Origin of the sequence: Marinisporobacter balticus (assembly GCF_004345705.1) — a bacterium.
Classification (GTDB): Bacteria; Bacillota; Clostridia; order Peptostreptococcales; family Thermotaleaceae; genus Marinisporobacter; species Marinisporobacter balticus.
On the sequence record NZ_SLWV01000003.1, the window covers coordinates 161,237 to 187,320 of the forward strand.

General features: G+C 33.0%; 18 protein-coding genes. 17 read left to right on the plus strand and 1 reads right to left on the minus strand.

All coding sequences use genetic code 11. From position 1 onward, the window contains the following. The first annotated feature begins 2 nt into the window (after nucleotides 1-2). The 17 genes from EV214_RS03765 (at nucleotide 3) to EV214_RS03840 (ending at nucleotide 25,444) form a co-directional block, all read left to right on the plus strand. Complete coding sequence (locus EV214_RS03765) at nucleotides 3-392, plus strand: hypothetical protein (RefSeq protein WP_132242869.1); 390 nt, start codon at nucleotides 3-5, stop codon at nucleotides 390-392. A gap of 2 nt (nucleotides 393-394) precedes the next feature. Beyond that, nucleotides 395-931, plus strand: a complete 537-nt coding sequence (locus tag EV214_RS03770; protein ID WP_132242871.1) for a hypothetical protein — start codon at nucleotides 395-397, stop codon at nucleotides 929-931. Nucleotides 932-933: 2 nt separating this feature from the next. Next, nucleotides 934-3,015 carry a hypothetical protein gene (locus EV214_RS03775; RefSeq protein WP_132242873.1) on the plus strand — a complete coding sequence of 694 codons (2,082 nt, stop codon included), beginning with the start codon at nucleotides 934-936 and terminating at the stop codon, nucleotides 3,013-3,015. 13 nt (nucleotides 3,016-3,028) lie between these two features. Beyond that, on the plus strand, nucleotides 3,029-4,294 hold the full coding sequence (locus tag EV214_RS03780) for a hypothetical protein (protein ID WP_132242875.1): 1,266 nt from the start codon (nucleotides 3,029-3,031) through the stop codon (nucleotides 4,292-4,294). 147 nt (nucleotides 4,295-4,441) lie between these two features. Continuing rightward, nucleotides 4,442-6,841, plus strand: a complete 2,400-nt coding sequence (locus EV214_RS03785; RefSeq protein WP_132242877.1) for a peptidase G2 autoproteolytic cleavage domain-containing protein — start codon at nucleotides 4,442-4,444, stop codon at nucleotides 6,839-6,841. A gap of 77 nt (nucleotides 6,842-6,918) precedes the next feature. After that, nucleotides 6,919-8,616, plus strand: a complete 1,698-nt coding sequence (locus EV214_RS03790) for a hypothetical protein (RefSeq protein ID WP_132242879.1) — start codon at nucleotides 6,919-6,921, stop codon at nucleotides 8,614-8,616. A gap of 16 nt (nucleotides 8,617-8,632) precedes the next feature. Further along, the gene (locus EV214_RS03795; RefSeq protein WP_132242881.1) at nucleotides 8,633-11,488 is read left to right on the plus strand and encodes a hypothetical protein; all 2,856 of its coding nucleotides are present in this window, start codon (nucleotides 8,633-8,635) and stop codon (nucleotides 11,486-11,488) included. After that, on the plus strand, nucleotides 11,469-15,944 hold the full coding sequence (locus EV214_RS03800; RefSeq protein ID WP_132242883.1) for an Eco57I restriction-modification methylase domain-containing protein: 4,476 nt from the start codon (nucleotides 11,469-11,471) through the stop codon (nucleotides 15,942-15,944). Before EV214_RS03795 ends, EV214_RS03800 begins: the two co-directional genes overlap by 20 nt. Nucleotides 15,945-16,037: 93 nt before the next feature. Beyond that, nucleotides 16,038-17,366: an IS701 family transposase gene (locus EV214_RS03805; RefSeq protein ID WP_132242885.1), complete on the plus strand. Its 1,329-nt coding sequence runs from the start codon at nucleotides 16,038-16,040 to the stop codon at nucleotides 17,364-17,366. A gap of 127 nt (nucleotides 17,367-17,493) precedes the next feature. Continuing rightward, entirely contained in the window at nucleotides 17,494-22,716 is a 5,223-nt protein-coding gene (locus EV214_RS03810; protein ID WP_132242887.1) for an LPD38 domain-containing protein, read from the plus strand. A 54-nt stretch (nucleotides 22,717-22,770) separates the two neighbouring features. After that, entirely contained in the window at nucleotides 22,771-23,430 is a 660-nt protein-coding gene (locus tag EV214_RS03815) for a peptidoglycan recognition protein family protein (RefSeq protein WP_132242889.1), read from the plus strand. Nucleotides 23,431-23,446: 16 nt separating this feature from the next. Next, on the plus strand, nucleotides 23,447-23,659 hold the full coding sequence (locus tag EV214_RS03820) for a hemolysin XhlA family protein (protein WP_132242891.1): 213 nt from the start codon (nucleotides 23,447-23,449) through the stop codon (nucleotides 23,657-23,659). Between the two features lie 12 nt (nucleotides 23,660-23,671). After that, nucleotides 23,672-23,878, plus strand: a complete 207-nt coding sequence (locus EV214_RS03825; protein ID WP_132242893.1) for a hypothetical protein — start codon at nucleotides 23,672-23,674, stop codon at nucleotides 23,876-23,878. A 30-nt stretch (nucleotides 23,879-23,908) separates the two neighbouring features. Beyond that, a complete protein-coding gene (locus EV214_RS19475) occupies nucleotides 23,909-24,052 on the plus strand; it encodes a hypothetical protein (RefSeq protein WP_330571246.1) in 144 nt (47 codons plus the stop codon). 5 nt (nucleotides 24,053-24,057) lie between these two features. Further along, the gene (locus EV214_RS03830) at nucleotides 24,058-24,576 is read left to right on the plus strand and encodes a DNA adenine methylase (protein ID WP_330571251.1); all 519 of its coding nucleotides are present in this window, start codon (nucleotides 24,058-24,060) and stop codon (nucleotides 24,574-24,576) included. 212 nt (nucleotides 24,577-24,788) lie between these two features. Next, on the plus strand, nucleotides 24,789-25,127 hold the full coding sequence (locus tag EV214_RS03835) for a YmaF family protein (RefSeq protein WP_207669616.1): 339 nt from the start codon (nucleotides 24,789-24,791) through the stop codon (nucleotides 25,125-25,127). Between the two features lie 119 nt (nucleotides 25,128-25,246). Continuing rightward, nucleotides 25,247-25,444 (plus strand): 4Fe-4S binding protein, encoded by a 198-nt coding sequence (locus tag EV214_RS03840; RefSeq protein ID WP_132242895.1) that lies wholly within the window; start codon nucleotides 25,247-25,249, stop codon nucleotides 25,442-25,444. A gap of 168 nt (nucleotides 25,445-25,612) precedes the next feature. On the opposite strand, the gene EV214_RS03845 is transcribed toward EV214_RS03840, so the two are convergent. Next, the gene (locus EV214_RS03845) at nucleotides 25,613-26,014 is read right to left on the minus strand and encodes a four-helix bundle copper-binding protein (RefSeq protein WP_207669617.1); all 402 of its coding nucleotides are present in this window, start codon (nucleotides 26,012-26,014) and stop codon (nucleotides 25,613-25,615) included. Between the last annotated feature and the right edge of the window lie 70 nt (nucleotides 26,015-26,084).

The following is a 26,084-nucleotide window of genomic DNA, read 5'->3' on the forward strand; positions in this document are numbered from 1 at the left end:
AGATGGATAAAATAACAGTATGCAATAAAAGTCCTTATTTTTGTTTGGTTGAAAATCATGTTTTAGGTATACCAGAGAGATTAAAACAAATTGATAAGAGTTATTTTGTAGTTTGGAATAGTAAAAAAGAAAAATTTGAAGTCCATTCAGAAGACAATGTAGGGAGTACCTATTGCTTTACAGTACCTTACAGAGAATTAGATTGTAGAACATTGGAGTATGCAAGAGAAACAAGAATAGAAAGAAGCGATATTGTATTTGTAGAAATTGAGAAACAAGACGAAATTATTGAAAAAGCAGTAAAGAGAGAAAGAGAAAAATTGTTTGATGATATAGGTAGAGAGGTATTTGATAGAGCAATGTTTGAGGAACGATCTACTAAGGAGGTGTAGCCTTGAATGTAGAACAAATCAAAATCCAAGCCGAACGGAATAATGAGGGCATGGCTATAAAAAATCAGTATGTGATAGGTTCGATTAACGAGTGCATCCAAAGTGTTTTACCTAATCAATATGAATCTGCATGTAAGAGGGCAAAGATCACTATTGCAGCTAAGAAAGATACGATCATAGATTTACCAATAGATTTAGTCAAAGTTAAAAAAATGAAACGCGCAAACAGCAAATACGGAAATTTTGAAGTGTTTGATAATCAAATAGAGTTTGAAAATGATGGGATTTTTGATATTAATTACCTTAGAAAGCCAAAAGAGATTACTACCATGACAGAAACACCAGAGATCAATAGTGCGTTTCATTATGCTATCGCTTTATTTGTTGCAGCTAGAGAAAAAAATAGATTATTTGGTTCAGAAGATGTAGAATCACAAAGGCTTATGAGCGAATTTTTGAATGAAGCACAAAATGCGAATGTATCTGTATTAAGTCAAAATGGTACTAGGCGAATAGTAGCAATGCCTTATTGGGGGTAGACATGGGGAAATTACAATCGTATATGGACTTTAAAGGTGGACTAAATGATACATCTTCACCAGAATCGCTACAAGACAATGAATTAATCCAAGCGGATAATATAGACCTTTCAGAGCGTGGTGGTTTTGCCACTAGAAAAGGAACAGCAAAATTGAATCCTGTATCGTTTGGGGCAGATGTTACACAGGCATTTGAGTGGCTTGTTAAAGGAAATTCAAAGATTATAGCTGTAATAAATAAAAGGGTATGTGAAATCCTTTCAGATGGCAAAAAAGTAGAAAAACAATCGGTACAAAGTGACAGAATCGGATATATAGCTATAAAAGAATGGCTTTACTTTTGTGACGGAAACAAATTATACCAATGGGAAGGAAACACTATTACCCCAATAGCACCCTACGATAGTTCAGCGAAAGAAAAAATATCTCTTACAATTTTAGAAAAAGCAAAGAAAAATGGGAACTTTGTCATAAATGTTGGAGGAATTAGAAAGGAAATACCAACAGGAGGGCAAAAGGAAATTATAAAACTTACTATTACAGCAAAGCCAACTGCTACGGATATGGTAACAGTGGTATTAAATAGTAAGGTAGTATTTGTTAATGCTTATGCAAATGAAGAAATTAACACATTAGCCGAAAAGATAAGGGCATTTCCATTTGAGGGATATACCACGAGTGGTACAGGGGCAGAGATCATATTTATTGCTAGAGAAATAGGCGCAAAAGAAAAACATTACTTCAATGGTGGAGATACAAAGGCCACAGGAACTATGGCAGTTACCGCAACAGGAAGCGGAGGAACACCAGAAGATATTGCAGGGATTATAAGAGGTACTGCATTTACAGGGTGGACCGTTACAGGAGAAGGAAAAGGAATTATATTTGAAGCAAATGAAACAGGCACAAAAGAGGATTTTGTATTTGATAGCTTAGATACTGCAATAGTGGTTGAATATACAACTTTACAGCAGGGCAAACCCAATGATTGTGATTTAGACCCAATTAAAAAATGCACTATGTTTGTTCAGCACCCTAAGTCTTTAAGAGTATTCGCATCTGGAAATCCAGACGACCCAACAGCACTTTATTTTTCGGAATATAATGATATGACTTATTTCCAATTTCAAAATAAACTTCATCCTAAGACACCAGAGGGAGCAGTTACAGGACTTACAGTTTTATATAATCACATACTTGTATCATACAATAACTCATGGTGTCATTTAAGCGGTACTGACCCAGACGATATGGTTTGGGAACAGCTACCTATTCCTTATGGGTGCGTATCCAACGATTCTATAGCACTAACACCATTCTCTATTACTTTCTTAGGAAGAGAAGGAATATACCGTATTAGTGCAAGTGTCATCAATCAAGATATTGTTATGATGCAAGGCAAAGAAATGATTAGAAACATTTCAGAGAGTAAGGTTGAAAATACTATAAAGTCTATAAAGGCATTGGAGAAGGCACAGGCGATCTTTTATGATGATAAGTATATACTAGCCTATTGTGATAATGAAACAGGGGTGAACAATAAGGTATTAGTGTACGATTGGAATGTAAAGGCGTTTGTTAAATATACAGGGTGGCAAGTAAATAGCTGGATTAAAAAAGCAGATGGAGAACTTCATTTTGCTTCTAAAAATTATCTTATGAAAACCAATGAAGGATATAGCGATATAGATACAGCTACAGGAGAAAAAAAAGCAATACATGTACTTGTTAAAACTAAAAACTATAGTTTAGGACTTCCATTAAACAAAAAGTTTTTACAGTTCTTGTACCTTGTTTTTAAGCAAGATAATGAATCAAAGATAATCTCTAAAATCAAAGCCATATCAGATTATAAAACGAAAGATATTTACGATACTACAACTTCTGAATTTCTTATATGGGGAAACAGTAAGTGGGGTAGTATATGGGGATATACTGATATTTCAGAAGTTCAAGCAGAAATGAAGCGTATTGCTTCACGATTTCAGATTGTATTCGAAGATCAGACAATAGATAACAAAATTGTTTTATATGGGATAGGTTTTGAATTTAGACCGTTAAAACCTAGAGGGAAGATGATATAAGGAGGTGGGCGATATGAAACCTACAAGAAAATTTACAGCAGATGATGGGGATTTTTCAACAGGACTTAGTGGTCCAGATACGATTGAGATAGACATCGATACAACAAATAAGATGTTTGACTCATTAGCAGTACATGCGAATGGAGAAAAAGGTGGTATCAAAAGAGAAAATCTGAATGAGGATTTAGAAGCCGATATAAAAGCATTAGAGGATAGATCAGATACTAAGGATAAAGAGATTCAAGCATTACAAGAAAAAGACACAGTTCTTCAATTGCAGATTACTTCTAATGATGATGATATAACCACATTACAAGAAAAGGACATAAACCTTCAACGACAAATCGAAAATAATGATATAGACATATCAAATCTTCAAAACAGTAAAGCTGATAAATTAGATACTTATACTAAAACAGAAATTGATGAAAAAGAAACAGGTATTCAAAATCAAATTATATCAAATGATAATGACATAACCACATTACAAGCAAAAGACATTAATCTTCAAAACCAAATAAGAAATAGTAATACTGATATTAGTAATCTCCAAACAGGTAAGAGTGATAAAGCTAACACTTATACACAAGCTAATGTAGATGATTTATTAAGCGCTATCGAAGGTGTGGGGTACACAACAGAAACATTAATGAGTTTGAAAGCGCTTATTAATAATACACAAAATCAATTAAACACACTTAATGACACATTTTCAACAGATGCAGAACGTATTAAAGCTATTAATGATGTGATTAATCAATTTGAAATTGCTGATACAAATATTAATGCCATGCTTAAAAACAAGGCAAATAAAACCGATGTGTATACAAAAAGTGAAACAAACTCAAAAGTATGGGGGGCTGGAAACCTTGCTGACAGGTGTATTACAGGTATTAAGATTGGTTTATTACAAGTAAAGAACGAGAATATTCAAAATGGAGTTATTACTGCTGAAAAACTTGCTGCTACACTATTAGCGAGTATAGAAGATATTGCTATTAACGTAAGATTTGAAAAACTTGAAGATGCTAAATATGAAACTGTTACAAATGATAGTAGTATCTTTAGCTTGAATGGCGAAAAAGGGCAACTTAGCGAATGTAAGATACTAGCGAGGACATATACAAATTTATTTAGGATACAAAACTTACAAGATAGTATGTTAGCTACGTCTGTCGGCACTAATATATCTTTTAAAGAGAATGGTGGAATAAAAAATGGAGAATTTAAAAAAGTAGACGTATTTTCTAATCATGTATATTTTATTGCCGTAGATTGATTAATTGGTACAAACAATAATATAAATAGACTTAGAGCATACTATGGAAGTACTATTCAAGATGATACAACACTAGGTACGATCACTAATATAGGATTATCAACGTATGCTTTATTTACAGCACCAGATACGGATAGAATAAGCGTAATGCTTAGAAATAACGTTGCTGATTCTAATTATTATCATGATAAAAGTATTATTGTAGATTTAACTGAGATAGGAGAAATAGAAACAGATGTAAATATACTTGCAAAAAAATATACGTACATCAACGGCACTAAATCTACAGTTAGTACGAGAATTAAGAGTACAAATAAGAATTTGTTTGATGAGCAAATAGAATTAGGAACTATATCTACAAGCACAGGAGAAAATGCAGAAAGTGAAACTAATATTAGAGGCAAAAATTTTGTAAAAGTTAAAGCAGTTCAATCTTATACTATATCTACGAATACAACTGCAAATATAGATGTCTATTACTACGATTTAAATAGAAATTACATTATAAATAAAGGTGCTTTTTGGGGTACTGAAGCTACCTTTATTCCGAGTGCAAATGGGTATATTCGTATTCGCGTTAGCACATCAGACTTAGAAACAAAAATTCAGATTGAAGAAGGTAGCAAAACAGATTATGTTCAACACGAAGAGACAAAAACATATATAACCCTACCACAACCCCTACAAAGTGTACCGAATGGCACTAAAGATGAAGTTTGTCTTGATACTAAGACTTATACAAAGAAAATTAGTGATGAAAAAATTATAAACTGTAGTTTGAATTTTGAAGGGTTCGTTAATGGTATAGGTACAAATTCAGATTTAGCATATGCTTTCATTCGTGATTGGGGTATTACAAACAATGCAAAACAAGAAACAACTGGTAGTGCAAGAGGTTTTGATGGTACAAATATTTATTCGCATATAAGTGGTAATTTTAATGTGACAACAGGATATTACACAAGACTAGCATCAAATCATTTGTATGTTGTAGTGCCAAAAAACAAATTATCAACAGTAGACTTAGCAGGATTCAATGCATACCTTACAGCAAATCCAATCACGTATACTTATCAGTTAGCAATACCTAGAGTAATAGAAAATGGAGAAGAAGGATTTAGTGTAGATGGAAAACTTTACTCATATGGTGAAGGTACTACAGTAGAAATATCACCTATTGACGATGATTGGGGAAATTTCGTATCTCCTACTATTACTCTTGATATGCCAATTACTAAAGGTGCAACAATACATAGCAACTTCGAAAATATAGTTGACCATGATAAACGTATAACTATTATAGAAAATGTAAAAACAGTAAATGGTCATACCGTAGATAGCGATGTTCCATCCGATGCAAAGTTTACTGATACTATTTATATTCTTCCTAGTTCATTACCTGCAAGTATGATTACAGGACTTCCTACAACTCTTCCTGCAAATGGTGGAAATTCTGCTACAGTAAATGGTCATACAGTATTAACAAATGTTCCAAGTGAAGCTTTATTTACAGATACACAACGATTGATTAGTGATAGTGTTTCATCTACAAGCACAACCACAAGTGCATCATCAAAAGCTGTGAAAACTGCTTATGATAAAGCAAATGATGTTAGAATTAATGTTCATAATAACATAGGGACAGGTACTAACTCACATAGTGAAGGGAATGGTGTTGCTAGTGGAGATTATTCCCATGCGGAAGGAGTAAATACAATAGCATATGGAGGTAGATCCCACGCAGAAGGTCAAGGTACAAAAGCTTTTTCTGATGTTTCTCATGCAGAAGGAATAAACACTATAGCAGGTAATGATTTAATAATGGGTATTGCTTCTCATGCAGAAGGAATGCACACACAAACAAAAGGTTCTTGTAGTCATATAATGGGCCAATATGGATATATAAATGAAATTGGGGCTTGGGGTTTAGCGAATGGTACTAGCAATACAAATCTTGGTTTAGGCGCTAAAATACTTTCAAATGGTAATTTCTATGCAGATGGGACATTTAATTCCACAGGTGCTGATTATGCTGAAATGTTTGAATGGGAAGATGGTAATTTAAATGCTGAAGATAGAGTTGGATATTTTGTAGCATTAGATGGAGAAAAAATAAAAATTGCTAATGAAAGTGACGATTATATTTTAGGTATTGTATCTTGTAATCCTGCTATTTTAGGTGATAATATGTCATTAACATGGAAAAACAAATATATTGCAGATGAATGGGGAAGGATTCAATATCAGGATGTGATTATTCCTGCTATGAAAGATGAAGAAGAAAATATAATATTTCCAGAACATGTAGAAACACAACCCATGGTAAATTCAGAATGGGATAATACTGAGGATTATGAAGAAAGACTTAAACGTAAAGAATGGGATGCCATAGGTATGATGGGTAAATTATTGGTTCGTGATGATGGTACTTGTGTGATAAATGGTTATTGCAAACCTACAGATGGGGGAATCGCAACACCAAGTGAAACAGGGTATAGGGTAATGAAAAGAATAAATGAAAATATTATTTTAGTTTTATTAAGATAAGAAACACCTAGAAGGTGTTATTTTTATGGGAAGAATTAATTTTCTTCTCTTTTAATTTTGGAAGGAGGTAAGTGTAGATGGGATGGTTTTCAAATATTAGTAAGTCGATTAGCAAGGCTGTTTCTAGTAATAGTGGTAGTTCAAACAGGAGTAATTCTTCAAGTAGCAAAAAAAAGAAAAATAATAGTAGCAGTAGTAGTAATGGTAGTTTTAGTGGTGGTCTTGATAAGATAGCTAGTGGATTAAGCAAACTATATGGCGGAGGTAGTAGCAGTAGCGGAAGAAGTTCAAGTAAAAATGTAGGAATTGGTACAGCAGTAGGTACAGCAGTTGGTAATCCCGCGCTAGGTACAGCATTAGGCGGTTTATATGATGCAGCTACTAAAACGCATGATTCATACAATAAAATTAAAAAAAATACATCAGTAGCACCTGTACCACCACCGATAGATTATGAAGCGTTAATGGCTAAAAAACTTGCAGAACAACAAGCGCAGTATCGACAACAATTAAAACAACAAAAAAAAGCGGCACAACAAGCATCGGCATCACAACAAGGACAATTTGATGATTATAAAAGGCAACAAGAAGCCGCAGCTTCAAAACAAAACGAACTCATGAGAACATTAGAAAATCAGCTAAAACAAAGAAATTCTCAAGAAGTATATGACCAAATAATGAAAATGATGCCTAAACGACCAGATACACCTACTATGGCTTATGAAGAAGCTGTGTCAAGATCAAGAAATCAATTAGGCGGACAAATAGATCAAGGAAATAAAAGAGTATTAAGTGCTATGGATAAAGATGCAATCGCCAGAGGGTTCTATGGACAATTACCACAGGATATGGAAAAAAGATATAAGGCCCAAGAATTAGAGGTATCTAAAAATGCAGCTATCAATAACCTTGCTAATAATATGGTGGGTCAATCAAAAGAAGATGCCTTGAACGAGCAGAAAATGTCAATGAGTGAACAATCAGCACAGCTTAACACCCTTTTATCAGCACTTCAACAAAGTGGTGCAATAGATCAAAACAATATAAATAGCCTTATGTCTATGATGAATTACTACGGTGCGAAAGAGGATTCGGCATATAACAAAGGGAGAAACGACAGAAATGATATGGCGAATTACACAGGGTATTACAAGGGTGCGCCTACAATGCAAATGCGAAGTTTTCAGCATGGACTAGACAGAGAAAAGATTGCCGATCAACGTTATTCAGATGAATTAGCATATAACAGGAATTGGAATGAGGACAACAGAGATTATTCCAGAGAACAGGATACATGGAAGCAAGGGGTAACAGAAGCAGGACTTACAGGGCAATACAACGGTCAAAATACAATGGCTAAAGATAGCCTATTATTTAATCAGAACATGGCCAATAAAAATTTTGCTTCCCAAGAAACAGCTAGAAAAGATGCTTCGGCTAGAGGTTGGGCAAATCACAGTTTAAGTCAACAAAGACTTGCTTTATCACAGGCAAAAGAAGCAGCTTCACAAAGAGCAGCCAAAGAATTAGGGGTAGACCCTAAACTTTACAATACTGCATATGACAACGTTGTGAGTTATTTGAAGTCAAGTAATATGACAGGATTAGTGGAAGCTGAACCAGAGGACATTGATAGAATGGCCAGAGAAATGATAAGTAGGATGAAAACGAGCGATGAAGAAAAGCTTTTGCAAGAAAGAGCAATAGCTGAAAAAAATATGCAAGATGGATTAAATAGTATTGGTACTATTCCTATGCTTAATGCCATGAGATAGAAGGGAGTTGATTTGAATGCCACCGTATAGAAACTTAGGACCTACGTTATGGGAAGGATATAAGAATGGTGCTATTAGTCTTGGCGATTTGAATGAACAGCAGAAGAAAGATTTATTTCAATATACCGTATCAGAAGGAAAAATTGATGTAAAAGACTTTACTCTAAAAGCTAGAAGGGATTTTGATTTAGATAATGCTAAAAAACCATTGGAACAACAAAGTTTTATTGATACAAGTTTAATAAATTATAGTGAAGGGGATAGTCAAATGACTTCCCCTTCTTTTAATGAACCTGTCATACAAGAACCGATACAAGTACCTTCATATAGACCAAGCGCTCAACCAATGAATATAGAAATGCCACAAACTACACCTACGATAACTAATATAAATTATGGAAGAACTCCAACAGAAAGAAGTCCTATATTATCAGCTATCAATAATTTCTTTGCAGGGTCACAAAATCCCAATGTACCTAGGGTTGATTCATTCGCAACAGCACCTACAAGTACACCAACATTTAAAAATACACAGCCTGTTATGCAGCCGATAACTACGCCAAGATATGATGTAAAAGGAAATGTTGATTTACAAGCACTATCACAGCAAAACCAATTTAATAAGGTTGCTATGGCAAATTTCAATAATGGTACGCAAAAATTAAATACAATAAATGATAATCCAATCGTAGACTATGTAGATCGTGCAAATGAAGAAGCACAGCAAAATAAGCAAAATTATATTGATAAGCAGTTAGTGGAGTTCGACAATATGGTTAGCACAGGTGATGCTAAAGGAATCGAAGACTGTTTCGGAGTTGATGGTGAATTAATCTTAAATGATAAAAAGGCACATGATCAAGCAAGGAAAGATGCAAGCCAACACGAAGACTATATCCTTAATAGATGGAATATAAATAAAAGAAATAGTGAACAAAGCGGAAAAGTCGGAAAGTTCATGTCAAGATTGCAGCAGACAGGAGCAAGTACGGTCATGGGTGAAGAAGTACCAGAGCATTTACGACCAAGTACAGGGAATAATGTTGCCGATACAGTAGCAAGTGGTGTTGGTGGACTAGGTGGATTATTTACACCAGCAGCAGGGATAGGAACAGCTTCCGATAATATGTATAGCGCAGTAGGAAAAACAGTAAGACCGATAAGTCAAAAAGCAGAAATGGCAATAGGCAATAAAATTTTTCCTAAAGTAGTTGGAGAGTTTGGAGAAAAAGCCATAGAAAAGTTATCTTTAGAAAAATTGATTGATATGTCTAGTATGCATGGTGTAAAAAAAGCAGCATACAAAGCACTATATAAAGGTGTGCCATCTTCAATACATGGTGCTTCTACTCTAGCAACAATTGAAGCATTTGAACAAATGAAAGATGATGTACACATTACACCAGAGAAGGTAAAAGAAATTGGTAAAGCAGGACTTACAGGGGCAATTATGGATACTGCTTTTACATTTGCAGGAGCAGGAATAAAGAGTATATCCAACAAATTTAAAATGGATAAGATCAACAACTTATCAATCAATAGATTTGATAAGCAGGAAATGTTAGATCAAGGTTATGACAAAATAGGTAGCGGAGTATGGGGAAAACGTAGCGTAATAGATGGTAAAATTGTTTTAGATGATATTATTTATGAGGGTGTTTTATACAAAGGTGAGATTATTCCAGTACATAGCCTATCCAATAAACAATTAAAAGAAATTAAATCTACACGACAGAATACGGTTACTAGCTTTAAAGTCGGCACATCAAATATTCCAGATATTGAAATGAATTTAGAAAAGTTAGGATATAAACCTACTGAAAATCCTAATGTATTTGTGCATCCAGAAACAAAGGATATAAAGATTCTAGCAGTAAAAGAGGGTAATAAGTATGTTCCTTATTCACAAGCTAAAAATCAAATGGATATAGAAATAGCTTCTATAGAAGCGAGTGAAGGGGTAAAAATAAACCGTAAAGCACCACATGTTGAGATTACAAGTCCTGCAACGGAAGGCTATAAATTAGCAAGAGAGAAAGACCAATATTTAAAAATGTTCTCTAAAAAGTTTACCGAAAAAGGATATAAAGAAGTGAATAACGGTGTATGGGTAAAAGAAACAAATGGTACTATTGCAGATGTGGTATTTGAATATGCATCAGACAGAAAAGGAGATATACTCCCTATCTTTAAATTAGAAGGAAATCTGTTAAAATATAATCAATCCAAAGGCATGAGAAAAGTTGTAGGGTTTTTAGAAAGTACAAAACAGAAACTTCTAAAAAATATGGGTATAGAAGGTAAAGTGAAAGGTGTTTTAGGTGATGAAATGTATGATATTACAGGGTATTCTCCTAAATACAAAACTGAATTAAGGGTAAATACCATAGAAAAAGCATACAAAGAAAATCCTAAGATCGTCAACAATTTTTATGAGAATGTTTTAAAATTAGAAGCATTGCCGAATGCGGTTACTGAAAAAATATTTGCAGATCAAAAGGTTTTATCTGCATTAGAATCTATAGGTAGCCAATATTCTGGAACGATCATAAAAGGCATGAACCAATTAGCAACATCAATCCACGAATTAGTGCCAGAGATCAAAGAAGTAACACAAAATGATTTGCAAAGATTACAAGAATGGAATAAATCATTAACATTAGGAGAAATATCTCAAATAGATATTGAAAATGCACCAACTATCGCACTTGAAAACTTTATGCAAGATGCAAGTCATGTAGAAATGGAGGAAAAACAAGCACTTTACACAGCAGTAGAAGATGAACTTTACACTAGGACAGGACACAGAATAGATTATGAAAAAGATTATGCGCCATATGAACAGGCTATAAATGATACTATTGCAATATGAAGCAGAAGTAAAATCCAATGCAGAGCAGGAAGCAAGACAGCAGGAAGAAGAATATTACAACCAGTTAGACGAACAATTAGCACAAGAAGAACAGAAAAAGCAAGAAGAAGCATTAAAAGTAAAACAACATGAACAATTTGAAAAAGATCATGCAGAGGTTGAAGGGCATATCCAAGAAGCTATAGGAGATATTGAAAATCAACAAGTTGAGGAATATTATAGATCATTAGAAGAAGCCGAAGGGATTAAGCCACAAGAAAGCGCACAGATACCACAGAGCGGAGAAATTGAATCTAGTAATACAAATGTACCTATTGAAGATAACAAACCACTAGAAACGTCTATAAAAAACGATAGCACAATGACAACAGATGGAAACCAAAATCCAATTAATGAATTTATAGAAGAAATTAATCCAAGTATAGAAGAATCTGCCCCTACAAGCGCACCACAAACCGATACGGAGGTTGAAAGTGGTAAAGAGGTATTAGAGGATACACCAAGCAAAGAACTCACAGACCAAGAAAATAAATTATCAGAATACATTAAAAAGAATAAAATATCTGCTAATCCAGTTACACAAAAGATAGAATTATTGAGAATGGAAATGATAGAAGAACAAGCAGAATATTTAAAAGCTACAGGTAATCAAGGTATAGATCAAGGTTATTTAACAATAGATGAACAAGGTAATGTAATTGATAGAGTAGGTAGAATGTCAAAGAATCCTCCGTGGTATCGTGAATGGTATGGAGAAAAAGGGGTAGCACCAACACCTAACCAATATCTACAACTTGCAGAGAAACATTTAAAAGAAGGTTTTGATGATCATGATGGTTTTGTACCATCAAATGATGAATTTTTAGAATTGGAGGGATTACTCAATGGCTTACGAAGAACACAAGAAAGTGAAAGCGCCTCACCAAAAGAAGGGATTAAGAATGTCAAAGTTGACACCGCAGGAAAGGGAAATGTTGAGGATAATGAAGGAAAAGAAAATCAAGTAGAAAAAACAAAAACACCCTTAAATGAAGAAGAACAAATAAGATCTGAAATAGTAGCTACTTTAAAAGAAAATACAGCGTTTATAAATTTTTTAAAAGCTAATAAACGAGAAGATTTAGAACATAGCTTTGTTAAAAAGGCAATCAAAGATGCTATATTAGATCATCATACAAAACTAATGCGATTGAAAGTATTAGGGAAGATGTTGACTTCTGATTATATTAAAGGTATTAAAGAGACAATATATAATGATATTATAAGTAATATAGAAGGTGGAAAGGAGGTAAGCGAGAATGTATCTAATAACGACATTCCCAAAAAAGGACATGGAGGAACTGCTGTTTCACAAGGACATAGAGGAGATAAAAGAAATGGAGGACACAATAATTCAAAATCTAATGGAAAAGTGTCCAGAACAGATGAAGAAGAACTTCAAGACGCAGATGTTCCGAATGTGGATATACAATCAGATAAGGACAGCAATAAACGTGGAGACACAGATGCTATTCCATCTAATGAAAACGATGAAAGCGGAAACATTCGAGCAGAACATGATGAAACAAAAGATCATTCAGAACGAGACACCAAAGGAAGCGGAAAAGATTCTGAAAGAGATTCCACCAGAGTGGAAGATAGAGAACTAGAAAAAAAGACACCAAAGTATAAAAATTATCAAATTAAAGATAATGATTCAGTATTTACAAGCGGTGGAAAGAAAACAAGATTTAAAGCTAATGCAAAAGCTATTAAAACACTGATTAAAGTTTTAAAAGAGGAAAGAACAGCAACACCAGAAGAACAAAATGTTTTAGCACAATTTAGTGGATGGGGAGCATTACCAGAAGCTTTTGACTATACAGGGTGGGGTTCAAATTTAAAACCAAAACACGCAAATTGGGAAAAAGAATTTTATGAGATTAAAGAGTTATTTGAGCAACTACAAGAATATATCCCTACTAAAGACTATAAAACTCTTTATGACCAGGCAAAAGAAAGTACCATGAACGCACATTTTACTTCACCTACTGTCATTTCAAATATGTATTCTATTTTAGGAAAGTTAGGGTTTAAAAAAGGTAGCATATTAGAACCTTCTATGGGTATTGGTAATTTTTTTGGATTGCTGCCTAAAAATCTTTCTAATAAAACCAGACTTTACGGTGTGGAAATGGAAAGTGTCACAGGCAATATTGCAAAACTTCTTTATCCAAATGCAGATATAAGAATACAAGGATACCAAAAATCAATATTCCCTAATGATTGTTTTGATGTAGCAATAGGAAATGTGCCCTTTGGAGATATACGTGTTCATGACGACAATTATAAGCACCATTATTTAAAAGATAAGATACACAATTATTTCTTTGCAAAGTCTATTGATAAAGTAAAACCTAAAGGCATTATGATGTTTATTACATCAACAGGTACTATGGATTCGCAAGGACAACATTTTAGAGGGTATATGTCAACTAAAGCAAAATTGATTGCAGCCATAAGACTTCCTAATAATGCTTTTAAAAATAATGCAGGAACAGAAGTTACAAGTGACGTTTTAATTTTTCAAAAGTTAGAAGATGGAGAAATACCTAAAAATAAGGATTGGGTAACAACTGATAAAGTAAATGTTAATGGAAAAGAAATAAAGATTAATAAGTATTTCAAAGATAATCCTCACATGGTATTAGGAGAACTCACAGAAGATACATTGTATGGTGGAGATAGAATTGCAGTAGTAGATAAAGAAGGAAACTTTGAAGAAAAATTTAAGGAACTCATTGAAAAACATATTCCAGAAAGTATTATTGATACAAAACAAAGTACACCAAAACCGATTATACTTCCTTTTGAAGAAACAAAAGAAATTAAAGAAGGAGCATACACAAAGAAAGGCAATAGTGTATTCAAAAAAGAGAAAGGAAAGGTTGTTCCTGTAACTACAGACAAAGCACAAATCGCAGCAGTTATTGATATAAAAGAATTAGCTAAAAAAGTTATCAATATGCAGACATTAACAGATGTTACAGAAAAAGACCTAGAATCCAAAAGAAAAGAACTAAAAAAAGTATATGAATCATATGTAAAAAAACATGGACACTTACTAAAACGTGATAGAAAAGTCACGAATGGTAGTGTTTCTTTTAGTGCAAAAACAAGTGTAGAGAAGCTTTTAAAAGGCGATCCCGAACTTTATATCTTTAAAGGCTTAGAATTAGAAAAAATAAAGGATGGGGAGCAGATAGTAACACCTTCTCAAATATTTGATAAAAGAACCTATACACCATACAAAGCTATTGGAAAAGTTGGTAATGCAGCAGATGGATTAGTTGCAAGTCTTAACGATTTAGGTTATGCGGATATTCCTCACATTTCTAAAATTTATGGAAAATCTGAAAAAGAAGTTATAAAAGAATTAGGAAACAAAATTTATAAAAATCCTATTACTGATGAATGGGAAACAGAAGATGAATACCTAAGTGGAAATGTAAAAACAAAGTTAAAAGCAGCAAAAGAAAGGGCAGGACTTGACGAAGAATATGAAAGGAATGTTAAAGCACTTGAAAAAGTACAACCAGAAGATTTACCTATTTCTAAAATTGAAATGAGAATGGGCGAAAGTTGGATTCCTGCTAAGTATCAAAAAGAAGCTATATGCAGCTTATTAGATGTTACTGGATATAACAAAAACAACATAAAACTAGAATACGGTGCTACAGATGCAAAGTGGTCATTAAACCAGAAAGCAGGATTAGACCAAACAGTTGCAATGCAAAAGCTAATAGTGGATGGTAGAGTTAGTGCATTAGAAGTTGTTAGAAAAGCATTAAATAATGGTGATGTAAAAATATATGACAAAATTCACAATGGAGATACCGAAGTAAAAGTATTTAACAAAGCAAAGACAACAGAATTAAGACAAAAAGTAGAAAAAGTATCAGCTTATTTTAAAGAATGGGTAATGAAGAATCCAGAAGCAGCAGCAGAAGTCGCTAAGATTTACAATGAAAAATTTAGAAACTTAGTGCCTAGACAATATGATGGTAGCTTTTTAAAATTTCCAAATATGAATCCTATCTTCCAAAAAGGATTTTATGAACATCAAAGAAATGGTGTGGCGAGAGCAATATTTAATGGCAATACGTTATTTGCACATGCAGTAGGAAGTGGTAAAACATACGAAGAAATTGCAGCAGTTATGGAATATAAAAGATTAGGACTTGCTAGTAAACCTGTAATGGTAGTGCCTAATAATAAATTGGGAGACTACGAGAAAGATTTTAGAGAACTTTACCCAAGTGCTAAAATATTAGCTTTAAGTGAAGATGATTTTAATACACAAAACATCAAGCAAACATTAATACAATCAGCTACGAATGATTGGGATTGTATAATTATTCGTCATTCTAGTTTTACAAAAATTCCAGTAGGTTCAGATACACCACTTTACAAGTAATAGATTATTAATTTCCATAAAATAGAGAAATCAGATACCTTAATCCTAGGAATACTAATTTTGAAAGAACCAAACCCCTAGGAGGCATCTGATATGATTAGTATTTCCAATAATTCAATAAAGCAAACCATACACACATACTTTTTTCAATATCGAACTGTATTTCACAAAAGAAGTTTCGAAATTTTCATTTGGTTAATATCAGGTATTCTTTGTCTTGAAGAAATTCGTTCCATTAAGTTTGTATATGATTATTTTATTTGCAAGTATTCTTGTTGTTCTTTGAACTCTTTCTATTACTTTTTATCATATTTAGATTTTTCACTGAACGACATAATGAATATCACTGTACGCATTTTACTTAATCTTGTACCGGAAAGCTTAAAACAAGATACGATTTTCTTAGCTATTGATGACACTTTGCAACCAAAGTTTGGTCATAAATTTGATTGCTGTGCCAAGCTGTTTGATCACGCTGCAAAAGATAAGAAAAATCGTTATATTCACGGACATTGCTTTGTTTCTTTGGTACTGAATATTCCATTGAAATACAATGATACGATCAAGTATTTGAGTCTTCCAATTGGATACAGACTTTATGATAAAGAAGCAAATAAGCTACATATGGCATCCGATTTAATAAAAACTGTTATGCCTCTCCTAACCAATTATCAAGTAATTCTTTTATGCGATAGCTGGTATACAAAAGGTGTTGTTTTAGAAACGATAAAACAATATGACAATTTGGATCTTATTGGGGCAATACGCTGTGACACAGCCATATACGACTTACCACCTGAGCCTACTGGAAAAAGAGGTAGACCAAAAGAAAAGGGTGATAAACTAAATATTAAAAAATTCACATTTTCAGATGCTGGTGAATATCGTATTGCTACAAAACAGGTAATGACTAATCTCTTCAAAAAACCAATTTATATGACCGCTACAACAAAAGATAAAGAATCCGTTTCAAAAGTAAGAGCATTTATCTGTACAATTAATCCAAAGGATCTACAAATATTTAAGCATAATACTGTACAAAATGTGAAATTTGATCAAACTCAAGATGATCATCTACCACTATGTGCATACAGTTTGCGTTGGAATATAGAAGTGATTTTTTATCAACACAAATTTTTCTGGTCGTTTGGTAATTATATGGTACGTAACAAAGCTGCTATAGAACGGTATGTAAATTTATTAGCAATTACATTCACATTTGTTTCTGTATTGCCGTTTATTAATGAAAGTTTTTCGAAATATCAATTTGAAAGTCCTCAAAAAATAAAACGTACTATTTCCAATGTTTTGACACAGGAATTAATTTTCGAGGGTTTCGCAAATTCACTCAAAAGCACTAAAATTTATTCTGGTGTTGCTAAAGCTATTGCATCTTTTCTTTATGGTAAAGATGTAGCTTAATTTACTTGTAAACTAGTGTTCAGATATACAAAGCACTTTTATTAAGAAACAAATCCATGAACTAGAACAAGCACTTGCAAGTGATGATGATAGTGATTTTAATACAAAACGTCTTGCTAAAAAAGTTGTGGAATTAAGAGACGATTTAGAAGCATTGATGGAAGATAAAAAGTCTTATGACATGCTTACTTTTGAAGAAATAGGATTCGATATGGTGGTAGTTGATGAAGCACACGAATATAAAAACCTTAGTGTAGCGGGTAAATTAGGAAATATAAAAGGTATGCAAGTTTCAGATGCGGCAAAAACTTCTGATATGCTTATGAAGCTTGAATATGTGAAAAACCTTCACAACAATAAACGTGGTGTAATATTCGGTACTGGAACACCTATTTCAAACTCTATGGCAGAACTTTTCATTATGACAAAATATCTAAGACCAGATTTACTAGAAGAAAGAGAAATCGGTCACTTTGATGCATGGGCCAGAACGTTTGCAGATATAGGTGTAAGTATAGAAGTTGCACCAAAAGGCGGCTTTAAAGTAACAGAGCGATTTAAACAATTTAAAAACATTCCAGAATTAATACAGATATTTAGAGAATATGCAGACATTAAATTATCGGATGATTTGGAACTTCCTGTTCCAGAATTAGAGGGTGGAAAACCTATCATCGTCAAATGCAAACCTCACAAAGCACTAGGTAAAATTATGGATGATGTTGACGATGGCTGGGAACAGGCAATAAGAGATAAAACAGTATTGACACTTTTTAATATCGTAAGAGTAGCGCCTATAGATGTACGACTTGTTGATGGTTCATTAAAAGAACATAAGGAATCAAAGGTAAATCAAACAGTTAAAAATGTAAAAAAAGATTATGACGAAACAAAAAAACAAAAAGGTACGCAGATTATATTTTTAAACCGAGGTCGATCTAACATTACAGGATTTGATTTGTATAAAGACTTAATTAACAAATTAGTTAGATCTGGAATACCTAAAGATGAAATAGCCTTAGTACAAGGTGGAATAAGTCCAAATAAATTAAATGATATATATGCAAAAACCAATAAGGGGGAAATTAGAATACTGATTGGTTCTCAAAGCAAATTAGGTACAGGGGTAAATGTGCAAGAGAGATTGTTTGCAACACATGAAATAGATGTACCTTATAGACCTTCTGATATTGAGCAGGGCGAAGGTAGAATGTTAAGACAGGGCAATAAATACTACGATGAATTTAAAAAGCCAGTTAAGATTTATCGTTATGTTACACAAGGCGACGACGAAGCATTTAGTGGTGATGCTTATAGTTGGCAAATTATTGAGCAAAAAAGAAGAAATATTAATAAGATTATGAAGGGCGACCCAAACCTAAGAATATTAGAATCAGATGATGAAGATACAACAGATGCTTCTCTTATGAAAGCTATTGCAACAGGAAATCCCCTATTCCTCGAAAAAATAAAAGTAGAAAAAAATGTAGAAGATATACAGATAGAAAAAAACAGTTTCTTAGAAGACCAATTAACTGCAAAGTATAATATTAAAAATGCAGATGAAAAGATTCATATCTTCAATGAAAAAATTAGAAGTTATGAACAATATGCAAAACCTGTACTTGAAATGTTAGAAAATAAAACTTCCGATGATTTTAACATTGATATTTCTGGAAAATTTTATACAGATAAAAAAGCCGCCCTAAAGGCAATTAAAAAAGCTATTGAAATGCAACGTAAATTACAAAGTGGAGAAGATGTTGTTATAGGAACATATAAAAACTTTAATATCATAGCAAGGATGGATGAAACAGTTTTTGAAAGATATAGAGAAGAAAGCTATTACATTAAAGTTAAAAAATCAAGATTTTCTTCGGAAGCTAAATATTCTCTAAGTGATAAATTCGCAGAATTAGACGATCAAATTGCTTCCATAGATAATACAATCAGAAAATTACCTAAAGAATTTGAAAGTTATAAAGAAAATTTAGAGTTTTATCAAAAGAAAAAATTCGATTCAGAAAAATTATTAGAAGAAGAATTTGAAAAAGAAGATCAGTTCCAAGAAGCAAAAGAAAGACTAGAGGAAATCGACAAGGAGTTAGGCATTGGCGAATTAGATATGGAAGAAGATGCAGCTAAAGAAGAAATTGAAACTAAATCTACAAATAGAAAGAGAGCATTTGCAGAATCTACCGCCGAAAACATAAGACCAAACAATACAAGAACAGAAAAAGCCAAACCTATTAAAGAAACATTAAAAAGTTTATCCAAACACTTTAATATTCCAATGACTACAAAACGATTCGCTATGAATAAAAATAAGGTATCCGCATACTACACAGAGCATAGTGAGAACATTGTGAGTAGACACCGCAATGACGTGAATCCCATAAGCCATGAGTTAGGCCATCATCTTGATAAACAATATGGATTAGCTTCATCAAACAAAGCATTGGTAAAACAAATGATTGAAAACCTTCCAGATGCTTTTAAAGAACAGTATAAAAAACATGAATTACCTGGAGAAGCTATTGCCGAATTTGTTAGAAGATACTTAATTAATCCAGGAGTGGCCAAAGAGTTTGGTGGAGCATTTTTCAATCTATTTGAAACTGCTATAAATCAAAAGGATTTAAAAGCATTAAAACAAGCGCAGAAAGATTTAAAAGAATGGTACAATCAAGACCCTGCAAGTAAAATTGAGTCCACAATGGTAGGACACCATGAAAAGGTGATGCCTACTAAAGAAACATTTAAAAGAGTACTTGAAATGAAGCTATTTGACAATGTAGCACCTTTAAAACATTTTATGGAACAAGCTGAAAAGATAAGTGGTAAAAAAGCTATAGGAAGTAAAAACGCTTATAAATTAGCTTTAAATGCTAAAGGTAGCGATATGATGGCAGCCTTTACCACAACTGAAAAAATGGTTGACCCAAAAGGTAATATTGTTGGAGAATCCTTTGCAAATGTATTAAAGGACATTGATAGGAAGAAAGAGTTTTTACCTTTCAACGGATATATTAAAGCAGTACATTCACTTGATTATATGGCACAAGGTAAAAGAGTTTATACGGATGATATTACAGAGAGCGATATTACGGCAGCTATCGAACATTATGAAAGAGAATACCCACATTTTAAAGCTACAGCCGAAAACCTTTATACATGGTGGGATAAATTCATTGATACATGGTTAGTAGATACTGGCTTACTCGATCAAGGAGCAAGAGAAGTAATGAAAGAAATGTATCCGCACTATGTACCAAACTTTAGGGCATCTTCTTTAAATGAAGCAGAAATGCCTATTTTTTTTGGATACAAAGGTGGATACGCTAATCAGAAAACACCTATCAAGAGAAGCAGTAAAGAAGGTGGTACAGAATACACCTACTACCCAATCGAATCCTTTGTCACTCAAATAGATAAGGTTATAAATACCGTAAAGCGTAGAGAGGTATTGTTGGCCATTACAGACATAGTTAAAAATGTAGAAGGTATGGGGAATTTTCTTCATGAAGTACCTATGAAATATCAAGCTACAAATATGTATATGATCCCCACTAAATACAAAGTTTTTATTAAATTGTTAGATGAAAGAGTAAAATTGCTTTCTAAAACAGAACAACTTCACTACAGTAGATTGTCTTATAAAGATAAGATTGATTTTGCAAAACAGCAAGGTTGGGATGATATTCCAGAGATCATAGATAGTATTATTGATGATTTCATGGTTCAGTTTAGTCCTCAAAAGATCAACTTTGATAAAGAAATGGTAACTGTTATGAACAGAGCAGGGGAGACAGAACACTATGAGGTAACAGACCCGTTATTTTTACGAGCATTACTGAATTTATCACCTAAAGAATTAGGCCCTTGGATGAGCGCCTTTGCACAATTCACAAGACTAAATAAAACCCTCATTACTTCAATGAATCCATTCTTTACATTCGTATCCAATGCCCCTAGAGACTTTTTCCAAGCAGGGGTAATGAGTGATAAAAGAGTTGATAAGTACATTACAGGGTACGCAAAATCCGTAGTTAATATCTTAAAGAAAAGTGCAGAATGGCAACAGTATAAAGCTATGGGTGGCGGTCATTCAAGCAGAATATCAGCAGATAGAAATATGCTTAATGAAACATTAGAAAAGATCATGCCGACTAAATTCAAGGATAAAAAAATGTATCAAAAGTTATTCCATGCTATTAATAAAGCAATAGAAAAAATAGAGTGGGCAAGTGATGCAGTTGAATCAGCACCAAGACTTGCAGAATTTTTAAATAGTGATATTTCCACTTATGATGGCAGGGTAGAAGGATTATACAATGCTAATGATATTACCCTTAACTTTAAGAAAAGAGGAGAGTGGAGTTATCACATAGACCCTGTAATCATGTTCTTTAATGCAGGAATGCAGGAACTTGAAAAAATGTATCGTACAACATTTAAAGAAAAAGATAAAAGGAAAGGTAGATTATTAAAGGCTTTAATGCTTTTAACTTTACCTACAATGATACTTTATTTCTTTAATAAAGATGATGAAGATTATAAGCAGCTATCTCCATACAATAAATACAACTATTGGTGTATCCCCACGGATGGTAGTGAGTTTTTTAAAGTACCAAAACCTAGAGGATTAGGAGATTTATTCAGCAGTTTAGAAGAAGAATTAGCAAAATCTTTTGAGGGTGATGAAAAAGCATTTAAAGATTTTTCAGGTCAGATTGTAAGAAACTGGCTTCCACCACACAGACCAATATTTGCGCCAGAATGGGATGTTGCCACAAATCGTCATTGGGTAGGTGGAGGAAGAAGAATTGTATCACAATCTATGGAGAATAGACCAGACTATTTAGAATATGACAAGGGTACAAGTAGTATTTCAAAAGCCATAGGGAAAGCCACGAATATATCACCTAAAAAAATAAACTATCTCCTAGATCAGCATACAGGGATTATTGGCGATATTGCTCTTCCTGCTACAGCAGAGGGGGAATCTGTAAAAGAAGTATTTAAAAGAAAACTCTTTACAGACAGCTTATATTCTAATGACATTTTAAATGAATTTTACGACAACAAAGGATTGCTTGATGATGCAAATAACGGTTATAAATTTGATGGTGTAAAGAATGAGCATTATGACGAATATTTTAGAAAATATTACAGCAGAACAGCTACAGTACTTTCTAAGTATCGAAAACAGATCAAGAGAATGGAAGATTCAAAAGCAAGTGAAAAAATAAAAGAAAAACAAACAAGAGAAATACAACAAAAGATATTAGACGAAGCAAAAGAGCTTAATGAGAAATATAAAAACTTTAAAAAGAAAAATCAAAGTTAAGGGATCTCTAATGGTCTTTTTTTTATTTGATAAAAACACGAAGGGAGAAATAAAATGAGAAGATTTAAACAGTATACAGTACAAGAATACTTAAAATATTTAAGATCTTTGAAGTTGTCAAGAAAAATTACAGAGGTACATCTTCACCATACATGGAAGCCTACTAAGAAAGGGTACATATCTGCTAAGAATAAGGAGAAGGTAATATGGGGAATGTGGCAGTATCACACGAAGACTTTAAAATGGAGTGATATAGGGCAACATATATCGCTTGCACCAGATGGAACAGTATGGGATGGCAGACCTGTAAACAACATTCCTGCAAGCATTAAAGATCACAATAGCTATGGTATAGCCATTGAAATGATAGGTGACTTTGATACTGGAAGAGAGAAACTAGAAGGAGTACAGCTGGAAACAGTAGTGAAATTGATTAAGGGACTATTTGATATTTTCAAAACAGAAAGATTAATATTCCATAGAGAATATGCAAATAAAACTTGTCCAGGTACAAGTGTAAAAAAGGAAATGATTGTAGAAATGATCAATAACTCCGAAAAAAAGAAAGATTGGAGAGTTGAATCTGGAGAAAAATCATTAAAGGAGCTTGTTCAAAAAGGGGTTGTTAACAGTCCTAACTACTGGAAGAATAAGCTGACTGAACCTATAGAGGTATGGGCAGTGCTTAACATGATCAATAATATTACGAAATAGAAAGTAGGTGCTACTTATGGTATGTGAAAGACACGAAGAAATAGTTCATCGACTAGATAATCATGCAAACAGGATCCGCCAGTTAGAGATTCATGAGGCACAAACAGGTGAGAAAATTACAAGTTTGATAGAAAAATTAGATAATCTAACAAGCTGGATCAAGGCTCTAGTAATGTTGAGTGGTACTACATTGCTAGGTTTTTTTATTTGGTATATACAAAATTTATAGGAGGGAAATGGCATGAAAGAATTTTTAACAAAGCTTAAGTTTGAGTATGTATTTGCATTTGCAGTGCTAATTATTTTAGCAGCTGCATTATTTATTTTCAAAGATAATAATGATGTAGTAAATACGATTATCACCGTATTTGTAAGCAGCATTTCGGCTATTACAGCTTTTTTCTTTACGAAAACACAGATTGAAAATAAGAAAGAAGAAAAACAGTAATTTTGATTAAACATCGAAGGAGTGATAGATATGTTAAAACCAACTATTTCACGCATGGGAGGGAAATCAAGATTAAGAAAACAGATGATAGAATTAATTCCAGAGCACACATGTTACTGTGAAGCGTTTTTGGTGCTGGATGGGTTTTCTTTGGAAAGGAAAAATCAAATGTAGAAGTTATTAATGATGTAGATAAAGAGATAGTTAATCTCTTTAAAATGATAAAATACCATAAAGCTGAAATAGCAAGATTGCTTCAATATGAAGTATGTTCAAGGGATCTTTTTAATGAATATATGAATTTACTTCCTGAAGCCTTAACAGATATCCAAAAGGCAACTAGATTTATATATATATTGTCACAAAGTTTTGCAAGCAAAGGTAATCACTTTGGCTACGGAACGACAAGTAGACCAAATCTACAAATATTTGCTACAGGACATCTAAAAGATGTTAAGGAAAGATTGAGAAATACATATATCGAGAACCTTTCTTTTGAAGAAATCTTTAAGAGGTATGAGAGAGAGCGTACATTCTTTTTCTGTGATCCACCATATTTTGAGACTTGCGGATACAAAAATCCATTTACAGAAGAAGATCACACAAGGTTATGTGAAATACTACAAAATATAAAAGGAAAGTTTCTATTAACTATCAATGGCCATACAAAAGTAAGAGAATGGTATAAAGATTTTTAAATTATAGAAACACAGGTAGGGTATTCAGTTAGCAAAGAGAGTACAGCAAGAAAAAAATATAATGAATTAATTATAATGAATTATTAGATACAGGGGCTTAGGCCCCTGCTTTTTTATGCACAAATTAATCCTCTTTTTGTAACAAGCGTTCTTGTCATGAATATATTGAAATAGGTAATAGGAATATATGCTATGTTCGAAAGGAGAAAGAAATGTATAACTATTATGGATATAACGATTATCATAACTGGTGCGAGTATCAGCAAATGAGTCATTTTCATAGATATCAAGGGGTTACAACATTAGACGATAGACATACTCATAAGTATAGTGGGGATACAAGCAAAAGTATACCTGCCTATGGGAGCCATATCCACTATTATCAAGGATATACAACAGTAAATGACCAGCATAGACATGAATATAGTGGATATACAGGACCTGCAATACATGTACATGGAGGACACGTACACTTGATGAGAGGTAGAACAGGCTTTGTAGATGAACATGATCATGGATATGAAAATAGGACATCAGAGCAGATGAGATAGGGAAGCAGGGGCTTAGACTCCTGCTCTTTTTATTTGACAATTTGAATATATTCTTTTATAATATATCTAACCCCTTGTATGGGGGGCGTAAAATATGAGATGAATTTGGAGGGATTAAATTGAAAATCATTGTAAATGAAGCTAAATGTCCTCAAAACCATCGTTGTCCTTCTATTAAGGTATGTCCTGTAGGTGCAATTATTCAAGAAGGATATAAAGCTCCGACTATAGATTATAGTAAATGCATAAATTGTAAAAAGTGTGTTAAATTTTGTCCTATGGGCGCAATACAAGCGATAGGTATTGAAAAAGATTAACTAGTAAAATAAAGATGTAGGAGCTTCTGTTTTTTATTTTTGAATAAAGACTGTTTGATAAACTTTATGGTTAATGCATGATTATATGAATTACAAATAGAAAACCTTGGGAGTGAATCCCAAGGTTTATTTTGATTTTTGGAGGATACTAAAGTAAGATTTAAAATCCTATGGGATCATTGCAAAAGCTCGGCACTCTCTTGCACAATGTAAACAAACTTGAGCACAATTTTGTGATTCTGGGTCAGGAAATTTTGAACATTCTGTTCCGCAAATTTCACAAATATATGCACATAAATTAGCAATACATTTTGAAAATCCACTATTACGTGCAATATATTTTGCAGTTAAAGTACAAATATCTGCACAATCACGTAATAATTGAAGTTGTATTACTCTTGATTGAATATCCTTTCTACATTTTAAGAAGGTAGTCATATGTTCACAAGTAGCTTCACAATTTTGAACCGTCATTAATAAATTAGAGGGGTGGGAAGAGTGAGCGTAAGGGTTGTTATATTCAAAATCCTCAGAATAATTGGAATAACCTTGGGATAAATTTTCAGACATTGTTAGTCTCCTTTCAATACAAAATTAGCTTACAAATTAAGTATATTCATTAAAGTATGTAAGTGTACTT